Origin of the sequence: Exiguobacterium sp. PvP048, from assembly GCF_040549175.1 — a bacterium.
GTDB lineage: Bacteria > Bacillota > Bacilli > Exiguobacteriales > Exiguobacteriaceae > Exiguobacterium_A > Exiguobacterium_A artemiae.
Genome location: NZ_JBEPSU010000002.1, coordinates 219,719 through 234,928, shown reverse-complemented (window position 1 = coordinate 234,928; position 15,210 = coordinate 219,719). Strand labels below are relative to the sequence as shown.

The following is a 15,210-nucleotide window of genomic DNA, read 5'->3' as shown; positions in this document are numbered from 1 at the left end:
TCTTTCCGATGCGTCTTGACGAGACATCGTAGCCTGAGATAACGGGGGCTTCCGTCACGACCTACTTACCTTTCAGTCCTGCTCTCATGAGACCATTCATCACACATCCTTGTACGGAAGTCCCACCATTCTTCCGCTCTCTGAAACAACGATTTGTCTGATTACTTAACTCATTCATCGATTTATTTATTCAATTAAATACGAAAAGGGTTTTCCCGTCCATTCATGATAAACATGAAGGACGGGAAAACCCGCGGTACCACCTTCGTTGACTAATGCTAGTCCCCTCGAACGAACCGGTCACCCTGATTCGTCGTCCTTGATAACGGAAGGTACCCGTCAGAGCCTACTATAAGTTCGGTCTGATGCTCAGAAGTCCATTCACCTGTTTCCCGATACTGATTCGCACCATCCATCAGCTCTCTTGAATCGTTTCATAGGTTACTTCTCTTCGTCATTGCGTCTGTATTGTTTAATTGTTTTTTATATTACGTTGGAAACCGTTTTCTGTCAACAGATTTGTCTGAATCAATATAAAGACAGTTGATTCGGGTCAATTGATTCGAGTGACTGTTTGACTGTCTGCAGGAATTGACCGGCCACGAGTCCATCGAGCACCCGGTGGTCAATCGACATACAGAGGTTGACCATATCGCGTGCTGCGAACATACCGTTGATCCAGACCGGACGTTTAACGATCGATTCGACGGATAAGATTGCCGCTTGCGGGAAGTTCAGAATCGGTGCTGACTGAATCGATCCAAATGATCCGGTATTGTTGACCGTAAACGTTCCGCCCTGCATTTCGCTTGATGACAAGCGTCCGGCTTGCGCGCGTTTACCGAAATCATCAATCGACCGGGCAAGTCCTTTAATGCTGAGCTCGTCGGCATTTTTGACGACCGGTACGAATAGTGCTTCCTGTGTTGCGACTGCCAGTGACAGGTTGATCGCTTTTTTCTGAATGATCTTGTCACCCGCCCACGTCGAGTTCATGATCGGATGTTTCTTTAAGCCTTCAACCGTTGCTTTCATGAAGAACGGTAGGAATGTCAATTTTACGCCTTCTTGTTTGAAGAAGGCGTCTTTATGACGGTTCCGGGCTTCAACCAAGTTTGTCACGTCAACTTCAATCATTAACCAGGCATGCGGTGCTTCGTGCTTAGAACGGACCATGTTCGTTGCGATTGCCTGACGGACACCTGCTGTCGGAATTTCGATGTCTCCGTCTTCCGTCGTGCTTGCTGTTGATTTAGCTGCTTGCGGACGTGACGGTTGCGCCGATTCCCGTTGCTCAGCCGGTTTTGCTGCCGGAACCGACTCAATCGTCGGTGCTTCGACTGTATCCGGTTGCTTGATTTGTCCGGTTTCGACGATTTTTAACAAGTCTTTCCGGGTAATCCGGCCGCCGGCACCTGTTCCCGAAACCTGTTCCAAATCGATGCCGTGTTCAGCCGACAATTTCAAAACGGCTGGTGAATAACGTTTCTTCATCGACTGATCACTCGAGACCGGCGTTTCTTCAATCGCCGGAACAGCTTCTTCCGTTGCCGCGACTTCTGTCGATCCGCCGCTGACTTGCAAGGTTACGATTGCTTCCCCGACTTGCAGCGTATCTCCTTCTTCAGCAAGCAGTTTGTCGATGACGCCGTCAAACGACGACGGTACTTCTGCCGTAACTTTATCAGTAATGACTTCCGCAATCGGATCATACTTCTTGACCGTATCACCTGGTTTGACGAGCCAAAGGGAAATCGTCCCTTCCGTTACACTCTCACCAAGCTGTGGCATCGTTAATGTTTCAGTTTTCATTGACGTTTCCCCCTTAGTACGCGTGCAGCGTCCGGATTTTGTCCTCGATTTTTTCGCTCGAGATGTTAAAGAATTTCTCCATCGTCGGAGCGTATGGCATCGCCGGGACATCCGGACCGCACAGTCGTTCGATTGGTGCGTCGAGATCAAACAATGCTTCTTCCGCAATGATGGCCGACACTTCACTCATGACACTGCCTTCTTTGTTATCTTCTGTCACGAGCAAGACTTTTCCGGTTTTCCGGGCTGCTGCGACGACGGCTTCCCGGTCGATTGGATAGACGGTCCGCAAGTCGAGAATATGGACATCGATGCCGTCTTTTTCAAGACGCGCCGCTGCGTCAAGGGCGAATTGAACACAGAGACCGTACGTGATGACCGTCAAATCTTCGCCTTCCCGTTTGACGTCGGCTTTGCCGATTTCAACGATATAATCCTCTTCCGGTACTTCACCTTTGAGCAGACGATAGCCGCGTTTATGTTCAAAGAACAGGACAGGATCGTTTGAACGGATGGCTGCTTTCAGCAAACCTTTCGCATCATATGGATTAGACGGAATGACGATTTTTAAGCCCGGTGTCGAATTGAACATCGCTTCGACGGATTGCGAGTGGTAAAGTGCGCCGTGAATCCCGCCGCCGAACGGTGCCCGGATGACGATTGGACACGACCAGTCATTGTTCGAACGGTAACGGATTTTCGCCGCTTCACTGACGATTTGGTTGACGGCCGGCATGATGAAATCAGCAAACTGCATTTCAGCAATTGGACGCATTCCGTACATCGCTGCGCCGATTCCGACTCCGGCAATTGCACTTTCAGCGAGTGGCGCGTCGATGACACGTTCTTCCCCGAACTGCTCCAGCAATCCTTGTGTCGCGCGGAAAACACCGCCGCGGACGCCGACGTCTTCTCCGAGGACGAAGACGGATTCATCGCGTTCCATCTCTTCTTTGATCGCACTGTTAATGGCTTCGATTAAACTTAATGTCGTCATTTCGTTTCCCCCTCATCGTACACGTAACGGAGTGCATTTTCCGGTGCATCGTAAGCTGCCGCTTCCGCATACGCCGTCGCTTCATCGACTTCTTGTTCGAGTTTCGTTTCGAGTTCCTGTGCCGTTTCTTCTGTCAGGACACCCATTTGAATCAGTTTTTCGCGGAACAGTTTGACACCGTCGCGTGTTTTCAGTTCAGCCAGTTCTTCTGCCGAACGGTAAGATTTATCATCATCATCGGACGAATGCGGTACGAGACGTTCGACTTCAACTTCAATCAGTGTCGGACCGTCACCGCGCAGACCGCGTTCACGTGCCTCTTTGACCGCTTTGTAGACAGCAAGCGGATCGATGCCGTCAATCGTCACACCCGGCATCCCGTATCCGATCGCCCGGTCGGCAACGTGTTTCGCCGATAATTGTTTCGAGAGTGGTGTCGAAATCGCATATTTATTGTTTTCACAGAACAGAATGACCGGTAATTTGTGAATGCCGGCAAAGTTTGCTCCTTCATGGAAGTCTCCTTGGTTCGACGACCCTTCACCAAACGAAACGTAGGCGACAAGCGGTTCCCGACGCATCTTCGCAGCAAGGGCAATCCCGACCGCATGCGGTACTTGCGTCGTGACCGGACTTGATCCTGTCACGATGTTCAGGGCACGTGAACCGTAATGACCCGGCATTTGACGTCCACCTGAGTTCGGGTCTTCCGCTTTTGCGAAAGCGGACAACATGATATCACGTGACGTCTGTCCAAAATGCAGGACAACTCCGAGATCGCGGTAGTACGGCAAGATATAGTCTGTTCCTTTTTCAAGCGCGAAGGCAGCACCGACTTGTGCTGCTTCCTGCCCCTGACAGGAAACGAGAAATGGAATTTTACCCGCCCGGTTTAATTTCCACATCCGTTCGTCGATTTTCCGTGCGCGGACCATCGTTTCGAACATTTGAATCGCGTCCTGCTCCGTCAAACCCAGTTCGACGAGTTCTTTGAATTCTATTTTTTCCATCTGTTTTTCCTCCTTAGGCGTGAACCGCTAATCCGTCGACTGCCAGTGCTGCTTCCCCGAACGCTTCTGAAAGTGCAGGGTGTGGATGGACAAGCTGTCCGACTTCCCATGCCGTTGCATTCAGCACAAGCGCAAGACCACCTTCACTGATTAATTCCGTTGCTTTAGGTCCAACGATATGAACGCCGACCAGATCATCCGTCTTGGCATCGGAAACGAGTTTAATGAATCCGGCTGCTTCCCCTTCAATCCGTGCTTTTCCAAGACCGTTAAACGAGAACATCCCCGTTTTGACATCGAGTCCTGCTGCCTTCGCTTCGGCTTCCGTCAATCCGACGGAGGCGGCTTCCGGCACACTGTAAATACAACGCGGAACAAAGGCATAGTTCAGCGGTGTCGTTGAACCGTTGACAATCGTTTCGACCGCTTTTGCCCCTTCTGCTGACGCGACGTGTGCGAGTTGCAGGCGTCCGATGACATCACCAATCGCAAAGATATGATTGTCCTTCGTGCGGAACTCATCATCGACTTGGATGAATCCGTTTTCGACGATGATATTCGTATTCTCAAGTCCGATTCCTTCGACATTTGCCATCCGGCCGATTGCGACCAGCAGCTTGTCTGCTGCGAGCGTCGTCTTGTCCCCGTTACGGTCGACATCGATCGTCACACCCGACTCGGTCAGCTGGAAGCTGTCGCTTTGCGCCGCTGCACTCGTCATGATTTTGACACCGCGTTTTTTGAGCTGACGGGCCACTTCCCGACTGACAGCTTGATCTTCCGTCGGTAAAATCCGGTCGCTGAATTCAATGACTGTAACCTCGACGTCAAAGTCCGTCAACATCGACGCCCATTCGATTCCGATGACGCCGCCGCCGATGATGACAATTGATTTTGGTAAAGCGTTCATGTCGAGTGCCTCATCCGAGCTGAGCACATATTCGGAGTCAAACGCCAGACCGTTTAACGGACGCGGTCGTGAACCGGTCGCAACAATCAATTGGCGCGGTAAAATCAATTCGCCGTCACCTTCTTCCGGCTCGACGCTAATCGTTCCCGGCATCGGTGAAAAGATGCTTGGTCCGAGAATCGAACCGCGGCCGTGAAAGACTTCGATTTTTCCTTTTTTCATCAGGTGCTGGATACCAGATTCGAGACCATCAATGATGTCCTGTTTCCGTTGTTTGACCTGTTCGAACCGTAAAAACGATTCCGGTACGTCGACGCCGTATGTAGCGGCGTGTTTTACTGTCTGATAGACGGCAGCCGACTTTAAAAATGCTTTGGATGGGATACATCCACGATGCAGACAGGTTCCCCCGAGTTTTCCTTGTTCTACGATTGCTACCGTCTTCCCGGCTTGCGCAGCGCGGATCGCTGCGACGTATCCACCGGGTCCACCACCTAGGACAACGACGTCGAATTCTCTAGCCATGTTAATTCGCCTCCATATTCCTTCACTTGTTCCTCTTGACGCAGTACACGTATTACGCCTTCTGCAAGCGCCCGTAACTCATCTTCTCCCGGTATCCGGATGATAGATCCGATATGGGCAATCCGTTCTTCAATCGCTTTCGTCAACCGATCACTGTATGCGAGACCGCCCGTTAAGATGACAGCATCGACTTGACCGTATAAAACAGCACTTTGGGCCGCGATTTCTTTTGCAACTCGATACGCCATCGCCTCATACAGTAGAGCGGCTTTTTCATCTCCGTCGTCAATCCGACGTTCGATTTCAACCGCATCATACGTGCCTAAGTGCGCGACAAGTCCGCCTGACCCAACGACCAGACGCTTCATTTCCTCGAGTTTATACTTGGTACTATAACATAGTTCTACTAGTTGACCAACAGGCAGGGATCCGCTTCGTTCCGGTGAAAAAGCCCCTTCTCCGTCGAGTCCATTGTTGACATCAATCACGCGTCCGTTCAGATGGGCACCGATCGTGATCCCGCCACCCATATGGGCAACAATCAGCCGTAATTGCTCGTAGGGTATTCCATTTTCTTTCGCATACCGTTTCGCGACTGCCTTTTGATTTAAGGCATGGAAAATACTTTTCCGTTCGAGTTCAGGCAATCCTGTAAGACGGGCAATCGGCTCCAGTTCATCGACGACGACCGGATCAACGATGAATGCCGGAATCGATAACGTTTGACCAATCTCATCTGCAAGCAGTCCACCGAGATTCGAAGCATGAATTCCGAATGTGCCGTTCAGTAAATCCTCACGCATTTCCTGATTGACGCGGTATGTCCCGCTGACGAGCGGACGAAGCAGACCACCGCGACCAACAATCGCCGTAAGCGCTTTCAAATCAATCTGTTCTTGTGCTAACACATCGAGGACGACTTGGCGTCTGATGTTCAGCTGATCTGAAAGCGGTCCTCCGACCGCTTCAACTGAATGGCGCAACGTTTTCGTAAACACTTGCTCTGTTCCATCAAAGATTCCGATTTTCGTTGAGGTTGAACCCGGATTGATGGTTAAAATACGTTCGCTCATTGAAATCCTCCTCTGATTAACCGCGTGATCCTAAAATGTTTTTATCCCGGCGTAAGAACTGGCTGCGGGCACTGCCCATTGTCGCGATCCGTTCTTCTGCCATCTTCTCTGCTGCCCGGTAAGTCGGCAGATGGTCACGTTTGGCAATTTCGATGACTTTTGCTACCGCATCATAGACGAGTTCGACTTTTTTCATCGCCCGCTCACGGTTGTACCCGTCGAGTTCGTCGGCCACATTGATGACACCTCCTGCGTTGATAACGAAGTCCGGTGTATATAAAATACCGCGTTCCTGGAGCATATCTCCGTGACGATCTTCTTTGAGTTGGTTGTTTGCTGCTCCGGCAATGATTTTCACTTTCAGTTGTGGAATCGTCTCATCGTTCAATGTCGCACCTAAGGCACACGGCGCAAAGATATCGGCATCGACGCTGTAAATTTCATCCGGTCCGACGACGAGAGCGCCAAACGCTTCTTCTGCACGGCGTAATGCATCTTGATTGATGTCTGTGACAATCAATTTTGCGCCTTCTTCATGCAAGTGACGGCATAGGTTGAAAGCAACGTTACCAACACCTTGAATCGCAACTGTTTTTCCTCCGAGTGAATCTGTGCCATATACTTCTTTAGCGGCTGCCTTCATCCCGCGGTAAACGCCATAAGCCGTGACTGGTGACGGATTGCCGCTTGATCCGAATGCCGGGCTGACACCGGTTACGAAATCTGTTTCCATGTGGATATAATCCATGTCGGCGACTGTTGTGTTGACGTCTTCCGCAGTGATGTAACGTCCGTTTAACGACTGTACGTAACGACCGAATGCACGGAACAGAGCTTCTGATTTTTGCGTTTTCGCATCACCGATGATGACCGCTTTCCCGCCGCCAAGGTTCAGACCGGCTGCCGCATTTTTATACGTCATGCCTTTTGCCAAACGAAGCGCGTCGATCAATGCTTCCTCGTCAGACGCATAGTTCCACATACGGAGTCCGCCGAGTGCTGGTCCGAGTGTCGTATCATGAATCGCGATAATCGCCTTTAATCCTGAGACTTTATCGTGACAAAATACGACTTGTTCGTAATCTTCCATTGCCATCGTTTCGAAAATACTGAATCGTGCTTCTACGTTTGTTTCAACCATTGTTAGTTCCCCCTTAGATTGTTTGTTTGATTTTTTTGGTAGGTTGCGCATTAAGTAAAGCAAAGGCTAATGAATAGAGTTTCGCTTCCGCCGTGTCGGCTCGACTTGTTAAGACGACAGGTGCTTTAGCCCCGACTAAAATCGCTGCAACCGATGCCTGAGCAAAGTACATCAGGGATTTATAAATTACGTTTCCGACCTCGATTTGTGGCACGACGAGTAGATCCGCTGCCCCCGCAACGTCTCCTGTCAGTCCCTTTTGTTTCGCCGCTTCTAAATTGACGGCGTTATCTAGAGCAAGCGGACCGTCAACAAGGCAATCCTTGATTTGTCCGCGTCGATTCATTTGTGTCAGTAAGGCGGCATCAATCGTCGCCGGCATCGTCGGATTGACGACCTCGACAGCAGCAAGTACTGCCACTTTCGGCAAGGAATATCCGACGGCTCGAAGTGCGGTCACACCGTTTTCAATGATGTGGACTTTATCCTCCAGCGTCGGAGCGATATGAATCGCAGCATCCGTCAATCCAATGGCGGTCTCCCGTCCCGGTACTTCAAACAAAGCGACATGAGACAACACTTTTCCTGATCGTAAGCCGGTCTCCTTGTTCAAGACAGCTTTCATGAACGTCGCTGTCGGAACGAGTCCTTTCATCAAGACATCCGCGTCCCCTTTGCGGACGGCATAGGCGGCACGCTCTGCTGCTTCTTGTGCCGTAGCCGTATGCGTGATGACGAACTGTGATTCGCTCAACTGTCGATCATGAATCATTTTTTGAATACGTGTCGCATCCCCGAACAAATGAAAACGGGCTAAATCATTCTCAATTGCCAACGACACTGCATCCATTACCTCTTCATCATCAGCGGATGCAATCGCAACGACTGCATCTTCAAGACCTGCTGCTTGTTGAACCATTTGTTCAAACCTCAAGCCATTTCCCCCCTTACCTGTCGTTCTCTTTATTTAATAGCAATTTCCATGCCAACTCTAAACCGACGGTATACCAACATCTTCGTCTTTATTTTTGCATGGAATTGCATTTATTTGCAATATATTGCACGCAACATTTTGCAAATCAACATTGGATGTTAAACCGTTCCACTTTGTAATAGAGTGCCCGTAAAGAGATGCCTAACTGTTTGGCAGCTTCGGTCTTATTTCCATTTACGACATCAAGTGCTTCCCGAATCAATTGTTCTTCGACGTAGGACATCTCATCCGACAGATGCTTGATTTCTTTTTTTGGACGTTCCGACCGTTTAGACGGTGTCGGGGAAACGAGTTGCAGGTGGCCTTTGCGTAAAACCTGTTCCGTTTTATCCGTAAAAATCAACGCGCGTCCGATGACATTTTCGAGTTCCCGGACGTTTCCTTTCCACGTCTGTTGTCTGATCGCTTCCAATGCATCTTCAGAAACACGTTCGACGGACCGGCCGTAACTTTGGTTCAATTTACGCAACAGATGTGTCGACAGCGGAGCAAGATCATCCGGTCGTTCGCGAAGAGCAGGAATATGGATCGGCAGCCGGTTGATCCGGTAATACAAATCTTCCCGGAACTCCCCGGTGATGATTTTCTGTTCAAGATTGGCATTTGTCGCGGCAATGATTCGGACATCGACCGGAACCGCTTTGGCTCCACCGACGCGAACGACTTCATTTTCTTGCAGTACCCGTAATAATTTGGCTTGGACATCAAGCGGCAGTTCACCAATCTCATCTAAAAACAAGGAGCCGCCATGCGCCTCTTCAAAATAGCCTCTTTTCCCGCCACGGCGGGCGCCGGAAAAGGCGCCTTCTTCATAACCAAACAATTCACTTTCAAGTAGGCTCGGCGCAATCGCTGCACAGTTGACCCGGACGAATTGTTCGTATCGGCGATCGCTTGCAGCATGAATCGCATGGGCAAACAATTCCTTCCCGGTACCAGACTCTCCCCGGATCAAGACATTGACCGGCATCGTCGCGGCAAGCTTCGCCTGATCGACGACAAAACGCATTGACTCACTTTCGGCAATGATGTCATCAAACGTGTATTTCGCCTCCAGTGTCCGGATTTTTTGTTTGGCCGCCTTCAATTCTTTTGTTAACGCTTTCATTTCTGAGATATCGCGAATGACACCGACTGATCCTCGTACTTGACCATCCACGACGACCGGTGCGGCATTGACAATGATATCCCGTCTGTCTTGACCAATCTTCATCCGGGCATCCCGAACACTTTCGCCTGTTTCGAGCACCCGTAAATGGACCGATTCCTGCATCCCGATATCTGCGCTTGCCGGCTTACCGATGACGTCTCCCTCTGTATATCCGGTCATCCGGGTATACGCAGGATTGATCAGCATCGTTTCCCCGGCCTGATTGGCTACTGAAATCGCTTCACTCGTACAGTGAATGATAGCTTCGAGCATCCGCTCTTTTTCTGCCAAACGCTCGAGTAACACACGGACAAACTCTCCCGGTAAAACCGCGGCTTCCGGAAAATAATGAATCAATTGCTCGAGCACACCGTGTTCTCCGGTCGCATCAATAATAAAGTCAATGGCCGTGCCTTGAAAAGCCGTCCATGTTTTTTCCACCCGGATATGTCCCCGTTTTGCGAGTTGAACGCCAATCGCGTGTTCGTCTGGATCGACGACCCCGATTACCGTCAACAAAGGCGAACGTTGAAAAGCATGTAATACTTCTGTTCCACCGCGCCCCGCACCAACGATCAAGAGATGATGCATTCTAATTCCCCCTTTGAAACTGCTTACATCTTTATCCTACCTGTATTAAAACAGGAGGGCAAATCGAATTCGCAGTCATATGGATTTTCTGATACAATACGCTTGGAAAGGGGTCACAATCATGCGAATCATCGGTCTATTATCTTTACTCATTCCGGGTATCATCGGTGCCATCGGCATCAAGCTGATGCGGGACAGTGTTTTCTTAAAAGCGCAATTCCCCTTCCGGTATCTAGGGGATTCTGCCTATGTATATGTATTACAAGGATTTTCCGGCCTGGCGTTAGCCATCGGCGGAATCGGCTTCGTCGCCGGTTATGTCTTTTACCGCGATCGTAAACGAGGCAAAGTATCGGAGCGCTATCAAAAAAAATAAACACACAAAAAGGTCCCCATCTCTTGAACTCATTTCAAGCGCGGGACCTTTTATTCATATAAAGTTGGTTTCACTTACGGATGAACTCCTCTCATAGCAGAACTATTCGTGTACTTCAAAACCATAGGTTGTCCTCTTAATGAAGAGGTTGAAAGAAATCAGATTTGGCTATCGAGCGATCGATAGAAAGGTAAAACTACTCCAGTATCTGACTTTACTTGGACCTAGGTGAAGCGTAATGTCATCCGCTTGTTGCAGTCGATCATTCGGTTGCTAACATTCACTGCTAGACAACACTCCTTTTCACGAACTGTACTTGTTACTGGTCTTGCTTGGTCTTGCTTGGTCTTGCTTGGTCTTGCTTGGTCTTGCTTGGTCTTGCTTGGTCTTGCTTGGTCTTGCTTGGTCTTGCTTGGTCTTGCTTTGGACGTTTAATTTACGTTACCCTTCACTTTTTCCTTGCTTCGAAATCATGAAGTCTCATATCTGTTTGAGATAAATCATCCGAAAAAGATATGAAATGCCTTGATAAGAATTCTACCAAGAGAATGTCGTCCATCATTCTTGAGCCGTTTACAGGTGGCGACCTGAGATGAAATTCGTTGAACGGTTTTCCGGGAACCAATTCGACTCGACGTTCATCTGACGTCTTTCCAAATCATTTGGTACCTTTATTATAACAAACACTTCAGTTTGTGCAACATTTATTTAATGAATATTCAGTTTTTTATTTGTATTAAAAAAAACCAGGCTTCTCCGGATTTTCTTCATCCGTCAAAACCTGATTACCGCTCTATTAAGATCCGTTCATATGGTTCGATACATAAGAGATGAACTCGGAATTTTTCGGACTTTTCTCCTGTTCAATTCGTCCGTTAAACAATGTATGTTCATTCATGCCTTCTTTCCAGGCCGACTTAATCGCATGGCGCATCGCCCGCTCGACACGCGAAGCAGTCGTTTGATGTTTTCTAGCAATCGTCGGGTATAGCTCTTTTGTAATCAGCCCCAATAAATCTTCCCGTTCCAGCACCAACAAGACCGCCTCTTTCAAGTACGTGAATCCTTTGATGTGCGGCGCAATTCCGATTTCCCGGAGCGTGGTGCCGACTTTCGTTTCGACCGGTTCTGCTTGGCTTGGCTGTACGCCGTTCACGACCAGACGAATTTTGTTGACGAGTTGATCTAAACTGAACGGTTTCAATAAAAAGTAGGCAGCGCCCAGTGAAACAGCCTGTTGCGATACTTCATCCTTCCCGAACGCACTTAACATGATGACAGCCGGACTGCTCTTTTGGTTCATCAAGGCCTCCAAGACACCCAGTCCATCGAGATGGGGCATGATGATATCCAATAACAGCACATCGGTCTCGACATGTCCTAATTTTTCAAGACAACTTTCTCCGTTATAGGCAACGCATACTACTTCCATGTCTTCTTGGGCAGATAGATGTTGCCGAATCAATTCGACCATTTCTCGGTTATCATCCGCAATCCCGACTCTAATCAATTGTTACACCCCATTTTTAAGCGATTCCTTCATGTTCATTGCCTGTTCCATCAGTTCTTCCGCATGACGCAACGTCAAATCCGTCATATGTGTGCCGGAAATCATCCGTCCCAGTTCATTTCCGCGCTCGGAGTCCGTCAGTACGTTGACCTGTGTCGTCGTCCGGTCCGTTTCTTCGATTTTACGGATATACAAGTGTTGATCCGCAATCGATGCAACTTGCGGCAAGTGGGTGATACACAAGACTTGACTGTCGATTGACAGACGATAAATCTTTTCTGCCATCGCTTGTGCGACACGTCCGGATACCCCTGTATCCACTTCATCAAAGATGATGGAAGCCACACCGACCGAACGTGAGAAAATCGATTTCAGTCCGAGCATGATCCGAGACAATTCGCCGCCGGAAGCGACTTTCCCGAGTGATTTAAACGGTTCTCCGGCGTTCGTCATAATGTAGAACTCGACGAAGTCGATTCCGTTTTTACGTAAAGTCGGCGCCTTTCCATCTTGGAGGAAGCGGATTTCAAAGCGGGCTTTTTCCATATACAACTGACGGAGTTCAAGGTGAATCGCTTCACCTAAATGATGCGCTGCTTTTCTCCGGGCCTGAGACAGTTCTCCGCCGATGTCGAACAGTTCCGTCTCCAACTGTTCCACTTCTGTTTTCAGTTTTTCAATCCGCTCATCGCGATTCGTCATCGTATCCAGTTCCACACCGATTTTTTTACCGTAAGCGATGACTTCTTCTATCGTTGCTCCGTATTTCCGTTTGAGTTGTTGGAATACAGATAAACGAAGCTCGATTTCGTCGAGCCGGTTCGAATCAAACTCCAAAGTTTCAAGTTGATCCCGGACCGCATAGCCGACTTCCTCAAGCGCATAAAATGCATTGGCCAATGTATCGCTTTGACCCGAAAATTCATCATCGATACTTGAAGCCTGTTGCAGTTCACGCATGGCGTCTCCGACGGAATCAATCCCGCGCCGTTCGTCATGTAACGCATCGTAAGCGGCGCTGAGAGAAGCATGAAGCTTTTCAAAGTTTGCCAACCGGTTTCGTTCGCTCAATAAATCTTCTTCCTCACCTGTTCGGAGTTTCGCACTGTCGATTTCTTCCGTTTGAAAAGACAACAAGTCAATACGTTGGGCTAACTCCTGTTCACTTTGCGCCAGTGCCTGCAAGGCATCCCGTTTTTCTTCATACTGCTGAAAACGTTCCTGATACCGTTCGAGAATCGGAGCAATCGTCGCATGTCCAAAGTCATCCAAAATCGTTTGATGATACGTACTTTCCATCAGATGTTGATGTTCATGCTGACCATGGAGATCGACAAGAGCCCGGCCGAATTCCCGTAAAATCGTCAAGGTGACTAATTTATGATTGACGCGACAGACACTTTTTCCGGAAGCAAACAAATCACGGCGTAAAATGATCATGCCGTCTTCCATGTCGATCCCGTACTCTTCTGCTAACGTATAGGCCATATGACCGTCTTCAATCATGAAGAGACCTTCTAATTCCGCCTTGTCCTCACCGTACCGGACAAATTCAGCAGAACCGCGACCACCGATCAGTAATCCAATCGCATCCAGCACAATCGATTTACCGGCTCCCGTTTCTCCGGTCAAGACCGTCATGCCTTTTTTGAAATCAATCTGTAGCTGGTCAATGATTGCAAATTGTTTTATCGATAGTTCAGCTAACATCATGTCAACTCCTTACAACATTCCTAAAATACGTTCGGTCACTTCCGATGCTGCTTCTTCATTTCGTGTAATCATCAGGATCGTATCGTCACCACAGACTGTCCCGAGTAACTCCGGCCAGTTTAAATGATCGAGCAAGACACCTAATGCATTTGCGTTTCCGGGTAAGACATGCATGACAATCAAGTTTTGTGCGGAATCAATCGAGATGAAGCTATCTCCGAGCAATCGGCGTAACTTTCCGAGTGGATTGAACCGCTGATCGGCAGGCAAGCTGTATTTGTATCGGCCATCATTGAGCGGCACCTTCACGAGATGAAGTTCTTTAATATCTCGAGAGACGGTCGCCTGGGTTACTTTATAGCCTGCATTTCGAAGTTCCTCGACTAACTCATCTTGTGTTTCGATTTCTGACTGCGTAATGATTTCCCGAATCTTGATTAACCGTTGCCCCTTTGTCATCCTTGCACCTCACAGTTTTTCTTCACTGATACTATTGTAATCCAATAATTCGATAAAAGTCCATGCTTGCCCTATTCATTCCTGACAAATCAAAAACAGACTCCATCATCTTTGACGGAGCCTGTTTGGAAATCGATTAGACTTACAACGCGGCATGGGCCAGACGAACGGTTTCAAGCGGATCAACCGATTCTTCCATCCCCGGTGTCTCAAGCTTGGCGTGCAGGAGAAACTCGATATTTCCCTCACCGCCGGTAATCGGTGAAAAATCCAATTGTTGAACGTAAAATCCTTCCCGGACAAAGAAATCTACCATCTCTTTGAGTACCCGATCGTGAATCCGCTCATCTCGAACGATTCCCTTTTTACCGACATCATCACGCCCTGCTTCAAACTGTGGTTTGACAAGCGCAATGACATCCCCGCCCTCAGCTAAAATCGCCTTTAATGGCGGCAAAATCAATCTCAGTGAGATGAACGAGACATCGATGGTCGCAAAGCTCGGCTGAACAGGAAACATATCTGGCGTCGCATGACGGAAGTTGGTTTTTTCCATTGCCGTCACACGATCGTCCGACCGTAATTTCCAGTCCAGTTGATTGGAGCCGACATCCAGCGCATACATATGGGCAGCCCCGTTTTGTAAGGCACAATCCGTAAACCCACCTGTCGAAGAACCGATATCAAGACCAGTCCGTCCGGATACATCGATATCGAATACCGCTAATGCTTTTTCCATCTTGTATCCACCGCGACCAACGTATGGCATGACTTGACCTTTGACCGTCAAATCGATGTCTGATTTTACTTTTTCACCGGCTTTCTCCAGCCGTTCCGTGCCACTGAATACAAGACCTGCCATAATGGTCCGTTTTGCTTTTTCACGTGTTTCACATAAACCGCGCTCGACGAGCAGAACGTCGAGGCGGATTTTTTTTACAGTTTCCAT

The 15,210-nt window shown here is 48.7% G+C and carries 13 protein-coding genes and 2 other annotated features (1 of these 15 running past the window's edge); of the genes, 1 reads left to right on the top strand and 12 read right to left on the bottom strand.

Annotated elements, in window-relative coordinates:
* Positions 1-187 (bottom strand) — a binding site (T-box leader) (it extends 57 nt beyond the left edge of the window).
* Positions 188-234: 47 nt separating this feature from the next.
* Positions 235-467 (bottom strand) — a binding site (T-box leader).
* Between the two features lie 61 nt (positions 468-528).
* From ABIC15_RS05700 to ABIC15_RS05665, 8 genes are all read right to left on the bottom strand, one after another.
* Entirely contained in the window at positions 529-1,812 is a 1,284-nt protein-coding gene (locus ABIC15_RS05700) for a dihydrolipoamide acetyltransferase family protein (protein ID WP_012369825.1), read from the bottom strand.
* A gap of 13 nt (positions 1,813-1,825) precedes the next feature.
* Positions 1,826-2,809 carry an alpha-ketoacid dehydrogenase subunit beta gene (locus ABIC15_RS05695; RefSeq protein ID WP_354019972.1) on the bottom strand — a complete coding sequence of 328 codons (984 nt, stop codon included), beginning with the start codon at positions 2,807-2,809 and terminating at the stop codon, positions 1,826-1,828.
* Complete coding sequence (locus ABIC15_RS05690) at positions 2,806-3,819, bottom strand: thiamine pyrophosphate-dependent dehydrogenase E1 component subunit alpha (protein ID WP_012369823.1); 1,014 nt, start codon at positions 3,817-3,819, stop codon at positions 2,806-2,808. The genes ABIC15_RS05695 and ABIC15_RS05690 overlap by 4 nt, the downstream gene beginning before the upstream one ends.
* 13 nt (positions 3,820-3,832) lie before the next feature.
* Positions 3,833-5,254 (bottom strand): dihydrolipoyl dehydrogenase, encoded by a 1,422-nt coding sequence (lpdA, locus tag ABIC15_RS05685; protein WP_354019970.1) that lies wholly within the window; start codon positions 5,252-5,254, stop codon positions 3,833-3,835.
* Complete coding sequence (buk, locus tag ABIC15_RS05680) at positions 5,224-6,327, bottom strand: butyrate kinase (RefSeq protein ID WP_354019968.1); 1,104 nt, start codon at positions 6,325-6,327, stop codon at positions 5,224-5,226. The genes lpdA and buk overlap by 31 nt, the downstream gene beginning before the upstream one ends.
* Before the next feature lie 16 nt (positions 6,328-6,343).
* Positions 6,344-7,468, bottom strand: a complete 1,125-nt coding sequence (locus ABIC15_RS05675) for a Leu/Phe/Val dehydrogenase (RefSeq protein WP_012369820.1) — start codon at positions 7,466-7,468, stop codon at positions 6,344-6,346.
* A 13-nt stretch (positions 7,469-7,481) separates the two neighbouring features.
* Complete coding sequence (yqiS, locus tag ABIC15_RS05670) at positions 7,482-8,402, bottom strand: phosphate butyryltransferase (RefSeq protein ID WP_214766094.1); 921 nt, start codon at positions 8,400-8,402, stop codon at positions 7,482-7,484.
* A 145-nt stretch (positions 8,403-8,547) separates the two neighbouring features.
* Entirely contained in the window at positions 8,548-10,203 is a 1,656-nt protein-coding gene (locus ABIC15_RS05665) for a sigma-54-dependent Fis family transcriptional regulator (RefSeq protein ID WP_012369818.1), read from the bottom strand.
* A 121-nt stretch (positions 10,204-10,324) separates the two neighbouring features.
* On the opposite strand from ABIC15_RS05665, the gene ABIC15_RS05660 reads away from it, so the two are divergent.
* Positions 10,325-10,579, top strand: coding sequence for a DUF2627 family protein (locus tag ABIC15_RS05660; RefSeq protein WP_012369817.1), 255 nt, complete (start codon positions 10,325-10,327; stop codon positions 10,577-10,579).
* Positions 10,580-11,375: 796 nt separating this feature from the next.
* On the opposite strand, the gene spo0A is transcribed toward ABIC15_RS05660, so the two are convergent.
* From spo0A to ABIC15_RS05640, 4 genes are all read right to left on the bottom strand, one after another.
* Positions 11,376-12,089 (bottom strand): sporulation transcription factor Spo0A, encoded by a 714-nt coding sequence (spo0A, locus tag ABIC15_RS05655; RefSeq protein WP_081432739.1) that lies wholly within the window; start codon positions 12,087-12,089, stop codon positions 11,376-11,378.
* Between the two features lie 3 nt (positions 12,090-12,092).
* Positions 12,093-13,799, bottom strand: coding sequence for a DNA repair protein RecN (recN, locus tag ABIC15_RS05650; protein ID WP_041261515.1), 1,707 nt, complete (start codon positions 13,797-13,799; stop codon positions 12,093-12,095).
* A gap of 12 nt (positions 13,800-13,811) precedes the next feature.
* Positions 13,812-14,261, bottom strand: coding sequence for a transcriptional regulator AhrC/ArgR (ahrC, locus tag ABIC15_RS05645; RefSeq protein ID WP_354019965.1), 450 nt, complete (start codon positions 14,259-14,261; stop codon positions 13,812-13,814).
* A gap of 142 nt (positions 14,262-14,403) precedes the next feature.
* Complete coding sequence (locus ABIC15_RS05640) at positions 14,404-15,210, bottom strand: TlyA family RNA methyltransferase (protein ID WP_012369813.1); 807 nt, start codon at positions 15,208-15,210, stop codon at positions 14,404-14,406.

What these genes read in the sequence shown, in the direction of transcription:
- ABIC15_RS05690 (WP_012369823.1), bottom strand. Translation starts at nt 3,819, where the DNA reads ATGGAAAAAATAGAATTCAAAGAACTCGTCGAACTGGGTTTGACGGAG.
- recN (WP_041261515.1), bottom strand. Translation starts at nt 13,799, where the DNA reads ATGTTAGCTGAACTATCGATAAAACAATTTGCAATCATTGACCAGCTA.
- ABIC15_RS05675 (WP_012369820.1), bottom strand. Translation starts at nt 7,468, where the DNA reads ATGGTTGAAACAAACGTAGAAGCACGATTCAGTATTTTCGAAACGATG.
- ahrC (WP_354019965.1), bottom strand. Translation starts at nt 14,261, where the DNA reads ATGACAAAGGGGCAACGGTTAATCAAGATTCGGGAAATCATTACGCAG.
- ABIC15_RS05695 (WP_354019972.1), bottom strand. Translation starts at nt 2,809, where the DNA reads ATGACGACATTAAGTTTAATCGAAGCCATTAACAGTGCGATCAAAGAA.
- ABIC15_RS05700 (WP_012369825.1), bottom strand. Translation starts at nt 1,812, where the DNA reads ATGAAAACTGAAACATTAACGATGCCACAGCTTGGTGAGAGTGTAACG.
- ABIC15_RS05640 (WP_012369813.1), bottom strand. Translation starts at nt 15,210, where the DNA reads ATGGAAACTGTAAAAAAAATCCGCCTCGACGTTCTGCTCGTCGAGCGC.
- buk (WP_354019968.1), bottom strand. Translation starts at nt 6,327, where the DNA reads ATGAGCGAACGTATTTTAACCATCAATCCGGGTTCAACCTCAACGAAA.
- ABIC15_RS05665 (WP_012369818.1), bottom strand. Translation starts at nt 10,203, where the DNA reads ATGCATCATCTCTTGATCGTTGGTGCGGGGCGCGGTGGAACAGAAGTA.
- lpdA (WP_354019970.1), bottom strand. Translation starts at nt 5,254, where the DNA reads ATGGCTAGAGAATTCGACGTCGTTGTCCTAGGTGGTGGACCCGGTGGA.
- ABIC15_RS05660 (WP_012369817.1), top strand. Translation starts at nt 10,325, where the DNA reads ATGCGAATCATCGGTCTATTATCTTTACTCATTCCGGGTATCATCGGT.